This window comes from Halobacillus yeomjeoni (genome assembly GCF_020171525.1).
GTDB classification, from domain to species: Bacteria; Bacillota; Bacilli; order Bacillales; family Halobacillaceae; genus Halobacillus; species Halobacillus yeomjeoni.
Window position 1 is genome coordinate 426,791 of the sequence record NZ_JAIVAI010000001.1, and the last position, 14,954, is coordinate 441,744.

The 14,954-nt window shown below is 42.1% G+C and carries 19 protein-coding genes; 10 read left to right on the plus strand and 9 right to left on the minus strand.

The window, feature by feature from the left end; genetic code table 11:
• The first annotated feature begins 20 nt into the window (after positions 1–20).
• The 10 genes from LCL89_RS02175 (at position 21) to LCL89_RS02220 (ending at position 6,962) form a co-directional block, all read left to right on the plus strand.
• The gene (locus LCL89_RS02175) at positions 21–761 is read left to right on the plus strand and encodes an STAS domain-containing protein (RefSeq protein WP_224807436.1); all 741 of its coding nucleotides are present in this window, start codon (positions 21–23) and stop codon (positions 759–761) included.
• A 100-nt stretch (positions 762–861) separates the two neighbouring features.
• A complete protein-coding gene (locus LCL89_RS02180) occupies positions 862–1,893 on the plus strand; it encodes a serine hydrolase domain-containing protein (RefSeq protein ID WP_224807437.1) in 1,032 nt (343 codons plus the stop codon).
• Between the two features lie 38 nt (positions 1,894–1,931).
• Positions 1,932–2,693 (plus strand): class I SAM-dependent methyltransferase, encoded by a 762-nt coding sequence (locus LCL89_RS02185; RefSeq protein WP_224807438.1) that lies wholly within the window; start codon positions 1,932–1,934, stop codon positions 2,691–2,693.
• A 30-nt stretch (positions 2,694–2,723) separates the two neighbouring features.
• On the plus strand, positions 2,724–3,380 hold the full coding sequence (locus tag LCL89_RS02190) for a hypothetical protein (protein ID WP_224807439.1): 657 nt from the start codon (positions 2,724–2,726) through the stop codon (positions 3,378–3,380).
• A 127-nt stretch (positions 3,381–3,507) separates the two neighbouring features.
• Complete coding sequence (locus LCL89_RS02195) at positions 3,508–4,239, plus strand: metallophosphoesterase family protein (RefSeq protein WP_224807440.1); 732 nt, start codon at positions 3,508–3,510, stop codon at positions 4,237–4,239.
• Positions 4,240–4,521: 282 nt separating this feature from the next.
• A complete protein-coding gene (locus LCL89_RS02200; RefSeq protein ID WP_224807441.1) occupies positions 4,522–4,839 on the plus strand; it encodes a hypothetical protein in 318 nt (105 codons plus the stop codon).
• Entirely contained in the window at positions 4,814–4,969 is a 156-nt protein-coding gene (locus LCL89_RS02205) for a hypothetical protein (RefSeq protein ID WP_197316363.1), read from the plus strand. Before LCL89_RS02200 ends, LCL89_RS02205 begins: the two co-directional genes overlap by 26 nt.
• 88 nt (positions 4,970–5,057) lie before the next feature.
• Complete coding sequence (locus tag LCL89_RS02210; RefSeq protein WP_197316362.1) at positions 5,058–5,225, plus strand: hypothetical protein; 168 nt, start codon at positions 5,058–5,060, stop codon at positions 5,223–5,225.
• 315 nt (positions 5,226–5,540) lie between these two features.
• Positions 5,541–5,792, plus strand: a complete 252-nt coding sequence (locus tag LCL89_RS02215) for a hypothetical protein (protein ID WP_197316361.1) — start codon at positions 5,541–5,543, stop codon at positions 5,790–5,792.
• 279 nt (positions 5,793–6,071) lie between these two features.
• Positions 6,072–6,962: an amidase gene (locus LCL89_RS02220; protein ID WP_224807442.1), complete on the plus strand. Its 891-nt coding sequence runs from the start codon at positions 6,072–6,074 to the stop codon at positions 6,960–6,962.
• Between the two features lie 162 nt (positions 6,963–7,124).
• Here the strand turns inward: LCL89_RS02220 and LCL89_RS02225 are convergent, their stop codons facing one another.
• From LCL89_RS02225 to LCL89_RS02265, 9 genes are all read right to left on the minus strand, one after another.
• Positions 7,125–8,027 (minus strand): metal ABC transporter permease, encoded by a 903-nt coding sequence (locus LCL89_RS02225; protein WP_224807443.1) that lies wholly within the window; start codon positions 8,025–8,027, stop codon positions 7,125–7,127.
• Complete coding sequence (locus tag LCL89_RS02230) at positions 8,024–8,908, minus strand: metal ABC transporter permease (protein ID WP_224807444.1); 885 nt, start codon at positions 8,906–8,908, stop codon at positions 8,024–8,026. Before LCL89_RS02230 ends, LCL89_RS02225 begins: the two co-directional genes overlap by 4 nt.
• 5 nt (positions 8,909–8,913) lie before the next feature.
• Positions 8,914–9,663 (minus strand): metal ABC transporter ATP-binding protein, encoded by a 750-nt coding sequence (locus LCL89_RS02235; RefSeq protein ID WP_197316357.1) that lies wholly within the window; start codon positions 9,661–9,663, stop codon positions 8,914–8,916.
• A gap of 15 nt (positions 9,664–9,678) precedes the next feature.
• Positions 9,679–10,602, minus strand: a complete 924-nt coding sequence (locus tag LCL89_RS02240) for a metal ABC transporter solute-binding protein, Zn/Mn family (protein ID WP_224807446.1) — start codon at positions 10,600–10,602, stop codon at positions 9,679–9,681.
• A gap of 481 nt (positions 10,603–11,083) precedes the next feature.
• Complete coding sequence (locus tag LCL89_RS02245) at positions 11,084–11,332, minus strand: hypothetical protein (RefSeq protein ID WP_197316355.1); 249 nt, start codon at positions 11,330–11,332, stop codon at positions 11,084–11,086.
• A 28-nt stretch (positions 11,333–11,360) separates the two neighbouring features.
• Positions 11,361–11,933 carry an HMA2 domain-containing protein gene (locus LCL89_RS02250; protein ID WP_224807448.1) on the minus strand — a complete coding sequence of 191 codons (573 nt, stop codon included), beginning with the start codon at positions 11,931–11,933 and terminating at the stop codon, positions 11,361–11,363.
• Positions 11,882–13,690, minus strand: a complete 1,809-nt coding sequence (locus LCL89_RS02255; protein ID WP_224807450.1) for a heavy metal translocating P-type ATPase — start codon at positions 13,688–13,690, stop codon at positions 11,882–11,884. The genes LCL89_RS02250 and LCL89_RS02255 overlap by 52 nt, the downstream gene beginning before the upstream one ends.
• A gap of 317 nt (positions 13,691–14,007) precedes the next feature.
• Entirely contained in the window at positions 14,008–14,538 is a 531-nt protein-coding gene (locus tag LCL89_RS02260; RefSeq protein WP_197316352.1) for an HMA2 domain-containing protein, read from the minus strand.
• Positions 14,535–14,864 carry an HMA2 domain-containing protein gene (locus tag LCL89_RS02265; RefSeq protein ID WP_224807451.1) on the minus strand — a complete coding sequence of 110 codons (330 nt, stop codon included), beginning with the start codon at positions 14,862–14,864 and terminating at the stop codon, positions 14,535–14,537. Before LCL89_RS02265 ends, LCL89_RS02260 begins: the two co-directional genes overlap by 4 nt.
• Positions 14,865–14,954 lie beyond the last annotated feature (90 nt).

The window sequence follows — 14,954 nt, forward strand, 5'->3', positions numbered from 1 at the left end:
TCAATTAAGGGTGTGCAGAAATGAAAACACTGATGTCCGAACAAGTGCTGGACCGGTTATCGATAGGCGTGCTGGCCATTGATAATCAATGCAGAGTAACTGAAATCAACACTCAAGGTGAAGAACTTTTACAATTAACAAAAGAAAATGCGCTTGGAAAAAGTATGTTCGAATTGTTTTCTGATGCTCCCGAGGAAGTTCGACACGTGGAAAGGACGATTGAAACTCAAAAAGAAACCAACATTGCAGCAATGCCCTACCATTGGGGAAAGTACGATATGTACTTATCCATAAAAACGAAGCTTTTACGGGACCAGGGTGAAATTGTAGGAGCGATGGTCGAATTTGGCGATGTCACTGGTTTTTATGAAGAGCAGCGGAGATTGATCAACCAGATGGAGGATATGTGTGTAAACATCATACCTTTGTATGATAAAACAGCATTATTTCCTTTACAGCCGGTACTGACGGAGGTTGATTTTTCCCACGTGCTTGACGAAATTTTAAATAAACTTGCTGATATGGATATTGACTCGCTCATTATCGATTTTTCTACAATCTTTCATATCGATCATGTGCTTTTCGATAAACTGAACAAACTTATTCAGTCCATTACTTTGATGGGAGTCCAAGTAGTCGTTTCAGGTATGAAACCAGCCCTGGCTAAAGGGTGGGTAGGTTCCAATATCCCTTCTTTGAAGATGCTGTTTTTCTCTAGTCTGAATGATGCTTTGAAATACCTGGAAAAGGAAGTCGAATAAAGGCCGGAAAGAAAGTTCGGATTTACCTCTAAAAATTCAAGGGGCTGGCTGTTTTTAGCAAGTCCCTTTTACACGTTTATCAGGAAGGAAGTGTATAACTATGACGGTTACAGCAGGGAGAAAAGGACAACACGTAAGCAGCACCATTGAAAAAGAGGGTTTTTCAGGTTCTATTGTTGTGAAGGTGAGCAGTGAAACGCGGTTAGCCCAGGCGAACGGAGATGCGGACAGGGCGAATGGCAGAAGAAATGGAATTGAAACCAGGTTTGGAATCGCCTCAGGGAGTAAGTTGTTTACAGCGGTTGCGATTGCAAAACTTGTAGAAGAAGGTTCGTTATCTTTCGAGACTCCTATTAAGGATATTTTAGGGGATGAGTTTCCGAATTTCCACAAAGATTTAACCGTCCATCACTTGTTGACTCATACATCTGGCATACCGGATTATTTTGATGAAGCAGTCATGGATAATTATGAGGACCTGTGGAAAGAGATTCCCATGTATCAAATAAGAAAAACCGAAGACTTCTTCCCTTTGTTCAAAGACAAAGCCATGATGTTTCATCCAGGTGAGAAGTTTCATTATAACAATGCTGGATACATCATGCTCGGATACATAGTGGAAAAATTATCAGGTATGAATATACAACAGTTTATACAAGAACAAATCTTTATTCCGGCCGGGATGATGGATTCTGGTTATTTCAGGTTGGATCAGCTGCCAGAGCGATGTGCCTGGGGGCACATCCAACTTGATGATGGGCGTTGGAAAACGAATATGTATTCCGTTCCAGTCATAGGGGGTGCCGATGGAGGTGCATTTGTGACTGGCCCTGATATGGTTAAGTTTTGGGAAGCATTCATGGAAAATGCGCTGCTTTCTGAAGAGGTTACCGGGCAAATGTTGAATCCTTTTGTTTCCGTCAAAGAAGGGGTGCAATATGGGTACGGAATATGGATAAATTCAAAGGACAATAAAGTAAGCAAATATCACGTTATGGGGTATGACCCTGGTGTGAGTTTTCACTCCGCGTATTATCCGGAGACAAATGGGATAGCTGTGATTTTATCTAATCAATGCTCAGGGGCTTTCTCCATTACGAAGGCTATTGAAGAATCAGAACGATTATATTAACCAAACATCGTTACAACCAAAAGAAGAGGAGAAACCCAATGAAAAAAGTCATCGAACATAACTCGAAAATCTGGGATCGGAAAGTAGAAGAAAGCGTAACTTACACCCGTGCGGTCTCATCTGAAGTCATTGAAAAAAGCAGACGGGGGGATTGGCAGATTGGAGTGACTGCAGATAAGCAGGTGCCTCGTAGTTGGTTCCCGGAAAGTGTAGAAGGTTTGAAGGTCCTTTGTTTAGCTTCTGGTGGAGGGCAGCAGGGACCGATACTTGCTGCAGCTGGAGCTGAAGTAACCGTGGTCGATATATCAGTGAAGCAGCTGGAGCAGGACCAAGCAGTTGCAGTTAGGGACAACTTGAAGATTCATACGGTCCAGGCTGAAATGACGAATCTTCCGATGTTTGAGGATAAAAGTTTTGATTTAATCGTGCACCCCGTATCCAATGTATTCATAGAGGATGTACACCCTGTTTGGAAAGAATGCGCCCGGGTTCTCAAGGATCAAGGAGTATTGATCTCCGGGTTTATGAACCCTGCCTTATATTTATTTGATGAACAAAAAGAAGATAAGGGGATACTCGAAGTCGCTTATACCCTTCCTTATTCCTCTTTAGATGATGAAAAAGCTGATCCCGATGAAGCACTTGAATTCAGTCATACACTCGAGGATCAGTTGCGAGGGCAGATGGAAGCAGGCTTTGTACTTACCGGTTTTTACGAAGACGATTTTGGAGGCGGCCGTACGATTGATCGTTATATGAAGTCCATGATGGCCACAAGAGCAGTAAAGTTCAGCGTGTAGGGATAAATATTTCATAGAGAGGCTGAAATTATGAAAAAGATGAAAGCGTTTGTAACGGGGTTGTTGGTTACCGGGCTACTTTTTGGATGCCAGTCTGCTGATGCTGTTGGTGACAAAGAAGGGGAAGTGACGGCAGCCGGTTCAGAAGTAATCAACAAACAAAGTGGAAAGATCGATCATTTGACTGAAGCGAACGATGAGCTGAAGTCTCAAGTCAAAGCTTTGGAAATGGAACTTGATTTTACTAAAGAAGAAGTTGAAATCTACAGCGGTATCGCGCGTAAAATGGTTAACGATGCAAATGTCAAAGAGTTGAGTCAATTGGCAGAAATGCTATGGGAATATAAGCTGATGGTCAATGACCAACCCATTCCGAAAAATGGCAAAGTGAAGGTTGATGATGAAAACGTGTCTTTATCGATTGTTCAACAACAGCCTTCAGTAAGTATCCTCCCCAATGGAATGTTGTCAGAAGGAAAAATAAGCGGTGAATACTTTGATCATATCGTGGACATGAATGCAGAACCGGATAACACCTATGGTTCTGATGGAACGTTAGTAACGGGAATGCACTATGATTTTAATCATGTGGAAAAAGAATTCCCGCTTAAGATCATGATCACCGAAGAATTAAAGGAACGGCTTGGGATGACAACTACAAGCATTGTAGTCTCCATCCCTGAATAAAAGAAACAAAGTTTCGTATGAAGAATCTGGAATTTCTTAAACAAGTCGAAATAGTAGTGTGTTCTCTCATGATAGGCTGGGTTTTTTGGACTGATTCTAAAACGAGGAAAGCGGGGGAGAAACAAGTATGAAATTTGCTGTCATCTCTGATATCCACGGCAATGCACCTGCATTGAATGCTGTTTTGGATGAAATCCACCAAATTGGAGGGGTTGGCCACATATATTGTTTAGGAGATATGATTGGAATCGGTCCACATACCAACGAGGTAATGGATATCTTGTGTAACCGAACGGACGTATCGATGATCACTGGTAATCATGATGAGGCTGTGCTTGCTCTTCTTAATGACGAAGATTACCCAGGAAGCCACTCGCATATCAGAGAACATCATGAATGGGTGGCAGAGGAACTCGAAAATTCCTATATGACTGAATTAAATAAGCTCTCCCGAACGATTGAGGAGCAGATCGAAGGTCATTCTCTATTTTTCACTCATTACCAATACCATGATCAAGATGCTCCTATACATAAAGATCCTTTGAGCTCTATTGTAAAACCCAGCTTGAAAAACATGAAAAAGTTATTCCGGAACTGCCAACATACTTTTATCGGCTTCGGCCATCACCACCCGGTTCACTATTATCAAAGTTCAACGACTACTTTTTTAAATGCTGGATCATTAGGGTGCCAAAAGGGCGGCGTTGCACCTTATGCCATCATTGATGTTAAACAGGGAGATATAAAAGTTGCATTAAAGCGAGCGTCCTATGACAAGACGGATTTTCTTGAATCGTATGAAAAGTTGAACGTCCCGGATCGTTGGAACTTGTTGAAAATTTTTCATGGGGTGGGTTAGCTGTTGAACATAGAATTCATTCGATGAAAGTTCGCGCGTTATTATCGCAGTGTGGGGATTTTAGATGCTGTAGCAAACAGGGAGGCTTTCAGGATGATCGCCTTCCTCAAAAATTTCCTTCACATTCTCCCTTTTCCCAATTTCTCCTTAACTTCCGCATCATATACATGCTTCCACTTATAAACTATTTTCTTTGAAGTGAAACCAAACCAAATCTTACACGTACGTATAGTAGATGTAGCAAAAGGGAGAGTGTTTGAGGTGTGGTTCGGTATCATTGGAATGGTAATTCTATTTGTGGGTATGTTCTTCTTATTCAATTGGCTTATGGGTTATCGAAAAGGTCACATACAAATAGATCTAGATGAAAGATATTTCAATCACAAGGAATATATAAAGGCTATACAAGGGGAATTGGAAAAGAGAGGCTACCAAGCGGAGTATCTCGGAAATCATGAGTTTGAGATTGACGGAAAATCTTTTCTCTTCCTGGAAAGGAATGTGAGCATGGGAGGAGTCCCTTTACAGCGTACAATCTTGAAGCCGAACAAAAATGAGAGGGAAGAGAACTTAAATGAACAGCATCGTAACGGCAGTTAAAGATATGGCATTAGACTTGTATGCCATGATCAGAGGCTTTTTATATGGCTTTCTTTTGGTCACTTTATTCATTATAGTCATTGGATTGGTGATCGCAGCGGTAGTTTGGTTGAAAGGTTTAATCTTTTAAAAGAGTTGCTGGTGAAAGGGTACATATCCCTTTCTACTGTATACCGTAATCAAAAATACCCGGAAAGTGTGGAGAAAGGAGAAACAAAATGGACTTTTTCTTCTATATCACTATAATTGTCGCGTTGTCATTCATTTACGGAGCTTATGAAAAAAAGAAGAACCATGATTTGAGGAAAAAAGAGATTGAACTGGAGCATCGAAAACTGGATTTACAGATGATAGATGCAGATCGAGATTCATTTGATAGAAAGTAAAAGGGAAGCCAGCCACACTTCCCGAATTCCTAAAAAAACCTTCATAAAGGAGATGTTCAAATGGGTTTCTGGATTCCGATATTGACCGGTTTGCTTACGGTCATCGGTCTATTCGGTGCATCTCATTTTTATTTCAGTTCAGAAGAACAATCAAACGAAAAAAAGTGAACAAACTTTACTTGTATTAAAAGCTAAGAATATCAATGGTCTGATTTATTTGGAAGAGTTCAAGCAGCCAAGTAGTGGAAGTGTGATCTGTATTAATTTTCGTTATGAGAGAGTCTGAAGCACTTCTTGATATAGGAGGAAAATTCCATGAATTTTATCGTCAACGGTCTGGATTACTTGTTTTCCAATAAAAGAAGACTTATATATATGAGCCTCAATCAAAAAGAGTATTATACGGTCATATCCAAACTGAAGGCTGCAGGTATCAAGTACCGAATCACAACGACTTCAAGTTATTCCGGGGGAGGAATATATAGTGATTATGGTCAGGAGTATAAATTTTATGTCAAAAAGCAGGATGAAGATGAAGCTTTAGAGGCCATACATAAAAAAGTATAATAAAGAGAAGGAATCCGTTTGTTTAAAGCTTGTTATAAATCTGGGGATCCTTCTTAATATAGCTGGTTGCAGTGCTGCATGAAATGAGGAGCATTGGAATGACACAGAAGCGGCTGACATAAATTCCGGAATGAAAAAAAGAGGTAGACATAGAAAAACTTCTATCCATTGAAAGATACAAAGGGGAAACCTTTGTAATATAACGCAGGAGCTCTTGGGACCGCCGAGCCGCCATTCCCTATTGTAAAGGGAAGCACCATACAATAGGGAGGAACGTAATTGAATAAATTCAATCCTTATATATCGCTTTTAATTGGAGTGTTACTTATCTTAACCGTCATTGTGTGGTCCAGTGTTTTTGTAAATCATCCTAAAAATCTCGGAACATGGATTTGGCATACGTCTATCATTGATGATGACCGTGCTGCTGTTATGCAGGCGTTGGAATCAAAAGGAGTTACGGATGTCTTTTTGCAGGTGGATAGGGATATTGAAAAAGAAGTTTATCAATCCTTCATCCGAGATGCAGACAGCCGTAATATGAAAGTACATGCTCTGGATGGCTCTCCTATATGGGTCGCAAGTGAGGGGGATGAAGAAGCATCCCTTTTCTTCAATTGGCTTGGGAATTATCAAAATGAGGTATCCGACTCTGAGAAGTTTAAAGGAATTCACCTCGATGTGGAGCCTTATTTACATGCTGGCTGGAGAGAGAATTACGATCGTACAGTCTCCTCTTATCAATCTTTCATCATGACTGCGGGTAAGCAGGCAGATATTCTCGGAATTCCTTTAGAAGTTGATATTCCATTTTGGTTCGATAAGAAAAACTATAAAAACGACTTTGGTTCTGGAGTCCTTTCTGAATGGGTGATGGAACATACAGATGCTGTGACCATCATGGCCTATCGTGATAAAGCAGAAGGTTCCAATGGAATCATTAAGGTGGTACGCAGTGAGATAGAATATGCAGAGAAGTTGAAGAAACCTATTACTATCGCAGTGGAAACGAAACAGTCCACGGAGTATGATCATGTGTCTTTTCATGAAGAAGGGCAGAGGATCATGATGAAAGAGTTGAAAAAAGTAGAAAAGGAGTATAGGAGCTTCGACAGCTTCCGAGGGATGGCTATACACTCCTATGATCATTGGATGGAGATGAAACCTTAGAAACACGGTTTCAAGTAAAGTCTTGTCTCTTAGGGTGATAAATAGACTGGGTTTTAGTAAATCAGCGATTATACTGCTTGCGACAATTATTGTGTGGAGAGCAGCAAAAGCTATTAAAAAAGGAACTTCCCTGGATAGGGAAGTTCCTTTTTCGTTCATTCATTAAGAAACACGGGCTTCTTCATTCAGATTCTTTTGCATGTTCTTTCTCCGGACCCACTTAGCAATCAAACCGTGAGAAGGACTGAAGAAGAAAGCAAGGCCGAATAGGAATCCGGTCGCAGTCGCCATCGATCCTGCAATGGATACATCCATGACAACAGCAAATCCATAGCCCAACAAAGCTGATACGGCTCCGATAACGGCACTTAAAATGATCATAAGGCCGAATCGGTCTGTCAGCAAGTATGCGGTCGCTCCCGGAACAATCAACATGGCAACTACAAGGATGGCACCGACACTATCGAATGATGCAACCGTTGAAAAAGAAACCATCGACATCAGGAGATAGTGGATGAAGACCACAGGTACACCGATGGAAATCGCCATTTGAGGATCGAATGTGCTGATCTTGAACTCTTTATAAAAGATCAAAATAATCGCCAGGTTGAGAAGAAACACACCGCTGAGCATCCACACCGCAACGGGCCCAGCTTCTTTACCACCCAGGATAAGAGTATCCCATGGCACAAAGGCAATCTCACCCATTAACGCATGCTGCACATCCAAGTGGACACTGTCTCCGATAAAGGACAATAGGACGACACCGAGTGCAAACAATGAAGTGAATACTACTCCGATGGCTGCACCAGATTGAACACCGCTTGAATCCAGAAGCTGAACGAAAAAGGCAGTCAGCATTCCAACAATAGCAGCTCCAATCAGCATAGGAATCCCATTTAGCGATTGCGTGACGAAAAATGCGCCGACGATTCCAAGTAAGACGGTGTGACTGATGGCATCCGCAATCATCGCCATTCTTCTTAAAATGAGCAGGGCACCAGTCATCCCACATGTAACACCGACTAAGACACCGGTCAGGATAATCCAAGCTGTATAGGTCATGTGTGACGTACCCCCTTACTAATGAAGAATCGAGTAATAAGTCCTTTGCTTTTTCCAAAGAGCAAAGATAATAAGAATAGCGCAGAAGTGACGAGAACGATTAAGGGACCGGTCGGCAGTCCTTCACCAATTGTACTGACGGTCGTACCTACAACTCCGGATAATGCACCGATGATGCCTGAAATGAAACTCATCAATCCCAGTCGGTCCGTCCAATAGCGTGCAGCTAATGGAGGAGTGATGAGCAGGGCAGCGATCAGTACGACACCAACCATTTGGATTCCGACAACGACAACTCCGATAACGAGAGCCATGAGAATGGAGTTGATCAGCCCGACTGGAATGCCGAGGCCTTTCGCGTAGTTCGGGTCAAAAACTGCAATCTTGAACTCTTTGAAGAACAAGGAAGTGAACAGGATGATTAAAAACGATCCAACTGCAATGGTTTGTATATCTCCACGAACCATTGATGCAGCCTGACCGAAGATGAAGTCATCCAATCCACTTTGGTTTCCTCCCATATTTTTAGTGATATAGGTGAGGAGAACGATTCCGATTCCGAAAAATACAGATAAAACGACACCGATAGAGGCGTCGGTTTTAATTCTTGAATGTTTGACAATCGCCTGTATGAAATAAGTAGCGAGTAATCCTGTAAGGGCAGCTCCCGTTAAAAAGAGGGGAGTGGACTTAACCCCTGAGATTATATAAGCAATGCAGACGCCAGGCAAAGTCGCATGTGCCATAGCGTCTCCAATCAAACTTTGTTTTTTCAGTAATACAAAACTGCCAATCAAACCACTTGCAAAACCTAACAGGATCGACCCCGTTAACACCCACTGAGTATTTGGGTTGGAGAGAAATTCGATTAAACTATTCATAGTAATCACCCTTCCTGCAAGAGTGTGGACTCTTGCGTAAGGATGGACAATGCCCCTCCATACGTTTCCTGGAGGTTATCATAGGTGAATACTTTATCGGTCGGACCGAATTTTACAGGTGTCTTATTCAATAACAAGCAATGGTCGAAATAATCACGGACGGTCTGCAAATCGTGGTGTACAACAAGAACAGTTTTTCCTTGTTTTTTCCATTCCTGAAGCAGGTTCATTATAGCTTTCTCAGTAGCCGCATCGACACCGGCGAACGGTTCATCCATAAAGTAGATTTGAGCATCTTGAGCCAAGGCTCGTGCAAGGAAAACTCGTTGCTGCTGTCCGCCTGAGAGTTGGCTGATTTGGCGTTTTGCATAGTCTTGCATACCGACTTTTTCCAGACATTCCATCGCAAATTGTTTTTCTTTCTTTCCAGGGCGCTTCAACCAGCCGATATGTCCATAACGGCCCATCAAAACAACGTCAAGCGCGTTAGTAGGGAAGTCCCAATCCACTTCGCTCCGCTGCGGGACATACCCTATCATTTTCCGTTGTTCTTTATATGGTTTTCCATAGACCTTCACGTCACCTGAAAGTTTTGGAATCAACCGGAGGATCGATTTGATCAGTGTCGACTTTCCTGCCCCGTTGGGTCCGATAATCCCGGTCAGGGAGCCTTCCGGTACGGAAAATGTTACGTCCTCAAGCGCCGGCTGTTTATCGTAGGTTACCGATATATTTTTGATCTCTAGGGCGTTCATCAGTCGTTCACTCCTTTATTTCAGTGCTTCAACAATCGTATCGATATTATGGCGGAACATTCCGATGTAGGTGCCTTCCTCTGTATCTTTTGGTCCCATAGCATCAGAGTACAATTCTCCTCCGATGTTGACTTCGTGGCCTTGTTTCTTAGCACCTTCGACAACGGCATTGATGGAACGATCTGATACACTACTTTCAACGAAGACAGCTTTGACATCTCGTTCTGTCAACGTGTTGATGATACGTTCGATGTCATTCAATCCATACTCAGACTCTGTACTCAGCCCCTGCAATCCTTTTACTTCAAGGCCATAGGCTTTTCCGAAGTAATGGAAAGCATCATGGGCAGTTACAAGTACTCGGCTCTGTTCAGGAATTTCCTCGATACGTTCTTTCGCATAAGCGTTTAATTCATCAAGCTCTTTCTTATATGCTTCTGCGTTCTTTTCATAGGTTTCTTTATTATCTGGATCGTATTCACTTAATCCTTTTGTTACCTCATCAACAGCATATTTCCACATTTCAATATCGAACCATACGTGTGGGTCATAAATTTCAGGGTTTTCAGGGTCTGCATCCATCATTTCTTCAGGAACGGCCTCAGCCACAGGATACGTCGGTTTTTGTTTCTTCATCTTTTTGAAAACGGAATTCATTTGACCTTCCAGGTGGTGTCCATTGTAAAAAATGACTTCAGCCTGATCCATCTTTTCAATATCACTGGAAACCGGCTTATATAAGTGCGGGTCCGTTCCAGGGCCCATCAAAGACTCTACGTTTACGTGTTCGCCACCTACATTTTTTACGACATCACCAATTTGTGCAATGGTAGTGACAACCTCGACTTTGCCATCTTCATTTTTAGGCTGTGCGTCTCCAGACTGACATCCTAATAGAAGAACAGGTAATAAGAATAATACAAACATTAATTTTTTCATCTCTACATCTCCTTTACATATACTCAATTAATTTTCCTTAGGGCAAAAAATAGCCTAAAATTTTTTTCCACTCTACTATATGCAATAGTTTAAAGTAAGATACTTAATTTTGACCTCACACCGAAATGTTTCCCTAATGCAAAATATATAGCCTTCTGCACTAAAAGTCAACAGAAATAAGCGTTCTTACGTGTGATTTTTAAAAAAGTCTTTCTAAACATTCTCAGTGGCGGGAAGGAGGAGAGTGAAATTTTTATCATTTGATAATCAACAATCTCTGATCTCGCAATTTATTCAGTTTTTCTCTACTGGCAGTAACCGGAGGTGTAGGCAGTGGTCTTTTAACTCACTTACCCTTTTGAATGTCTATGAATAGAAAGAATTTGTATAGATAAATTACCATACCACTTAGGAAGAGAACGAAACCCTCCAGGATAAAAAAATGCGCCCTATTATGGTGGATAGGGCGCAATCATTCCATTTACTGACCACTGTTCACTTTCTTTTCAGCAATGAAGTCTTCTAGTCTTTCTTTTTGAGCTATTAAATCTTCTAATGATAGTTCTTCTCGTGTAGCAGCTGCTGATTGGAGAGGGTTTAACTGCTGCGTCGCAGGATTTTGGATCAATTGGGATAGCTGTCCTTGGTTTTGTTCATATAACCGATACCCCACAGCACCGACAACTGTTCCTGAAACGAACCCCATGAAAAAGTCTTTATTCATAACCATCTGAAATCCTCCTATAAATTAATGTATTTTATAAAAGCAATTTGCTTTTATTCGCATCATTCAAAAGTTCTAGGACGTTGACTGCCCATGTGACCATGGCGACGTGAAGGATATTGCCTGTTCCGATAGAAAGCATACTGACGATACCGGTAATTACATCAGGGTGTCTTAGTTTATTTTCGCCATGGGAAAGGACGGTGTAAGCGGTGGATATGACCACTGCATAGTCCAGGACTCCCGGAATCTGAACCTTCGTTTTTCTCAGGTAAGCGATAAGTATTAAAAAGCCGGTAAACAGGCTCCTCAAAAAATCCTTTCTCTGTGCGGGAGCGATGTTCACCATAAGGTTATCCAATGGATCGAACCTCGTTTGTTTAAAAAACAGACCCACAAATCGAAGAATCACTTTTTTGTTAATCTGATCCCCGTTATAAATGATTGTCATGGATTGAATGACAGGTTCGATCCGAACATGATCAATGCCATGCATCGAGGAGAACATATCATTGATCTGTCCATGTTCGCGTTTATCTATCAGTGCGGGGACAATTAAGCGGAGTCGACCAGGTATATCGTGGACGATGCTGAAGGTTGCCTCCATTTTGTTCGCTCCTTATCCAAAAGTAGTCGAGTACTATTGAGCACCACACCGATTGTGGCTGCATTGTGAATAGCTGCTCCAATGGTGGGGGTGATCAAACCCAGCGCTCCAAGCAAGATGGCAGCACTATTAACAGCGATTGTAATTGTAAAGTTCTGCTGGATTGTATCCATGGCACGTTTGGATTGTTGGATGACGTCAGCAAGCATGATGGGGTCATCAGAGTTGATGACGAGATCGCTTGCTTCCACAGCAATATCGGTGCGTTTTCCTCCCATCGTTACACCAACATCGGCGTAGGCGAGAGCGGGGGCATCATTGATTCCATCTCCCACCATCATCACCGTATTTCCGGCAGATTTATAGTGCTTAACAAATTCGGCTTTTTGATGTGGGAGGATTTCAGAATGATAGGCATCGAGTTGGAGCTCACGATAAACGTCTTCTGCTACATTCTGTTTATCTCCTGTAATCATGACGATCTCATCAATGCCATTTCTACGGAGTTGATTGATCGTCCGCTTCATCCCTTCCCTGATGCTGTCCTCTATGACGACCACTCCTGCCAATTGATGTTCGATGGCTACATAAACAGAGTTGTTCGATTTATCGATTTTATCCATCAAGGAGAGCCCATTGGAAGCCACTTTTTCATTCGTAAGGAACGCTTTATTTCCCACCAGCACTTCTTTATTGTCAACCCAGGCTTTGACCCCTTGCCCGACGACTTGCTTGATACGTTCATGGTCATGAACAGGCAGGGTGATTTTTCTTTCTGAAGCATAGGCAACGATTGCTTCTGCAATCGGGTGTGTAGAATGTTCTTCCGCAGATGCCGCGTGTTTCAAGACCTCTAATTCCGTAAATCCATCATAGGGGATGATCGATCGTACGATGGGTTTTCCTTTCGTTATAGTCCCTGTTTTATCAAGGATAGCTGTGTCGATTTTCGAAAGTTTTTCTAAGTATTCACCACCTTTGATAAGGGCACCGTTACTGGCTGCTTTACCTATAGATGCGGAGATGGCAGTGGCTGTCGATAGTTTGATTCCACATACATAATCAATGACCAGCATATTCAAAACTCTACTCCAGCTTTTCGTTAAAACATAAGTCATGACCGCCAGTAAAAAGGAAACGGGTACAAGCTGTTCACTTAACTGATCAGCATAGGACTGGATCGGTGCTTTCTTTTCCTGGGCTTCTTCTATCATTTGGACAATACGGGATACTGCCGTCTGGTCTCCTACTTCTTCGACTTCAATCATTAGATTTCCGGCTTTGATGATTGTTCCTGCAAAAACGCGCTGCTTACTACCGACTTCTACTGGGAAGTATTCGCCTGTTATTGCAGACTGATCGATAGACGCCATCCCCTTCATGACATAACCATCAGCTGGAATCTTTTCTCCTTCAAATACAGCAATGTAATCACCCTCAGTGATTTCTTCGAGAGAAACTTTCTGTTCACTGCCATCTGGATTGACTCTCAAGACTGAAGAAACATCAAGGTTCATCATGTCCCGTACGTAATTTCGAGTCTTTTTCGCGGTAAGTTCAGTAATCATTTCACTTAATGTCGACATGACGAGGATGACAAGGGCTGAACGAGGGTTCCCTTTAAGAATAGAAGCTGAAATTGCTGTCATGCTCAGGGTATCAGCGTTCGGACGTCTTGTTTTTAACAGTTGCTGCGTTCCATTTTTAAAAAGAGTCCTTGAAGCAAAAAGACTGGCTATGGATCCTGGTCGCAACAAACATTTCCACCCTGTCAGAGAAGGGACAGGAAAGAGAATGTCTATGAAAAATGCGCTGGCACTTATAAGGAGATCCTTATTCATTTGTACGGTTCTGACATTGGTCTCAACTCGGTTGTCATATACCAGTTGAGTAAGCTGGCACGCTTGTATATCAGACTCATGATGAATCAGCACAGATTTGGTTGCGCTAGAATACTGAGCTGAATAGACGCCGGGAAGGGAGCGGTAAGTGGCTTCAATTTTCCTTTGAGAATCAGAGGAGAAGACTTGAAGCCGCGTTCTTCCCGGCAGAGAATGTAAGATGCGAGGGTGATTCACGAACGGTCACCGTCCCTTGAAATCAAAGTGTAAGCCCAATAAAGCAAGCTGGAAGCAAAAGCAGGGTTCGCTGAGAATCCTGTAGTGCCTTTAAAGAGAAGCCAAAGGGCAAGGAGGGTTTCTGCATCGACTTTTCCGCTTGTCTGTTTTTTTACGAAATCGTCTAAAGAATCCACTCCCTGCTTCATAGAGGTTTTCATCTTAGATTTTATGTGAGGATATGTATCGATAGACGTACGGACAGCAAGTTGGACGATTTCATCGAATTGTTCAGACGTGAGGTGAGGAGTCGTAAATTCCAAAAGCAGACTTCCTGTAATTCCTGAAGCTTGTACATTGTTAATTATGGGAAGTTGTGAAAAGCATTCTTCCAATGCTGCAGCGATTTTATCTTCTTTCCAGTGATTGCTTTGAAGGCGGACACGCCCCGGCATGGCGTGTAGGACCTGTACTTTTTGATCTTTCAAACGTTTCATTAGATTAGGAGCAGCCATAGACACCCCTAATCCGACTAGTGTCTGAATCATTGACGTGCCACTTCTTTCTTGATGACATCGTTGTGAACCCTTTGGACAATATCAAACCATTGTTCAATTTGTTTCTCATCAACGTCAGGGGCAGGATCGTATTCAACCAATAATGTACCCGTTTCTTTGGTGTGATTGACGGAAAGTATTTTCTTTTCGAGCTCCAGCAATGGCTTTAAATGATCGATGATTTTTGAGTCACCAGTCCAATACGGAGAAGATAAACGTACACGGCCTGGAATGTAGTGCATGATTTTAATATGGTAGTTTGACAACATTTTTTCTAGTTTTTTTAAAAAAAGGGCTTGTTTTACTTTAGTCAGCATAGAACGGCTCCTTTAGAAAAAAGAATGATAGTACTATTATCGTATGGGTATTTAGATGCGATAACAAGATGTTTTCGTACCATATTTTGG

Excerpts from the sequence above, each read along its gene's own strand:
- LCL89_RS02250 (WP_224807448.1), bottom strand. The coding sequence starts at position 11,933 with ATGGAGGCAACCTTCAGCATCGTCCACGATATACCTGGTCGACTCCGC.
- LCL89_RS02265 (WP_224807451.1), bottom strand. The coding sequence starts at position 14,864 with ATGCTGACTAAAGTAAAACAAGCCCTTTTTTTAAAAAAACTAGAAAAA.
- LCL89_RS02235 (WP_197316357.1), bottom strand. The coding sequence starts at position 9,663 with ATGAACGCCCTAGAGATCAAAAATATATCGGTAACCTACGATAAACAG.
- LCL89_RS02185 (WP_224807438.1), top strand. The coding sequence starts at position 1,932 with ATGAAAAAAGTCATCGAACATAACTCGAAAATCTGGGATCGGAAAGTA.
- LCL89_RS02230 (WP_224807444.1), bottom strand. The coding sequence starts at position 8,908 with ATGAATAGTTTAATCGAATTTCTCTCCAACCCAAATACTCAGTGGGTG.
- LCL89_RS02210 (WP_197316362.1), top strand. The coding sequence starts at position 5,058 with ATGGACTTTTTCTTCTATATCACTATAATTGTCGCGTTGTCATTCATT.
- LCL89_RS02190 (WP_224807439.1), top strand. The coding sequence starts at position 2,724 with ATGAAAAAGATGAAAGCGTTTGTAACGGGGTTGTTGGTTACCGGGCTA.
- LCL89_RS02215 (WP_197316361.1), top strand. The coding sequence starts at position 5,541 with ATGAATTTTATCGTCAACGGTCTGGATTACTTGTTTTCCAATAAAAGA.
- LCL89_RS02240 (WP_224807446.1), bottom strand. The coding sequence starts at position 10,602 with ATGAAAAAATTAATGTTTGTATTATTCTTATTACCTGTTCTTCTATTA.
- LCL89_RS02260 (WP_197316352.1), bottom strand. The coding sequence starts at position 14,538 with ATGATTCAGACACTAGTCGGATTAGGGGTGTCTATGGCTGCTCCTAAT.
- LCL89_RS02195 (WP_224807440.1), top strand. The coding sequence starts at position 3,508 with ATGAAATTTGCTGTCATCTCTGATATCCACGGCAATGCACCTGCATTG.
- LCL89_RS02245 (WP_197316355.1), bottom strand. The coding sequence starts at position 11,332 with ATGGTTATGAATAAAGACTTTTTCATGGGGTTCGTTTCAGGAACAGTT.
- LCL89_RS02200 (WP_224807441.1), top strand. The coding sequence starts at position 4,522 with ATGGTAATTCTATTTGTGGGTATGTTCTTCTTATTCAATTGGCTTATG.
- LCL89_RS02180 (WP_224807437.1), top strand. The coding sequence starts at position 862 with ATGACGGTTACAGCAGGGAGAAAAGGACAACACGTAAGCAGCACCATT.
- LCL89_RS02205 (WP_197316363.1), top strand. The coding sequence starts at position 4,814 with ATGAACAGCATCGTAACGGCAGTTAAAGATATGGCATTAGACTTGTAT.
- LCL89_RS02225 (WP_224807443.1), bottom strand. The coding sequence starts at position 8,027 with ATGACCTATACAGCTTGGATTATCCTGACCGGTGTCTTAGTCGGTGTT.
- LCL89_RS02175 (WP_224807436.1), top strand. The coding sequence starts at position 21 with ATGAAAACACTGATGTCCGAACAAGTGCTGGACCGGTTATCGATAGGC.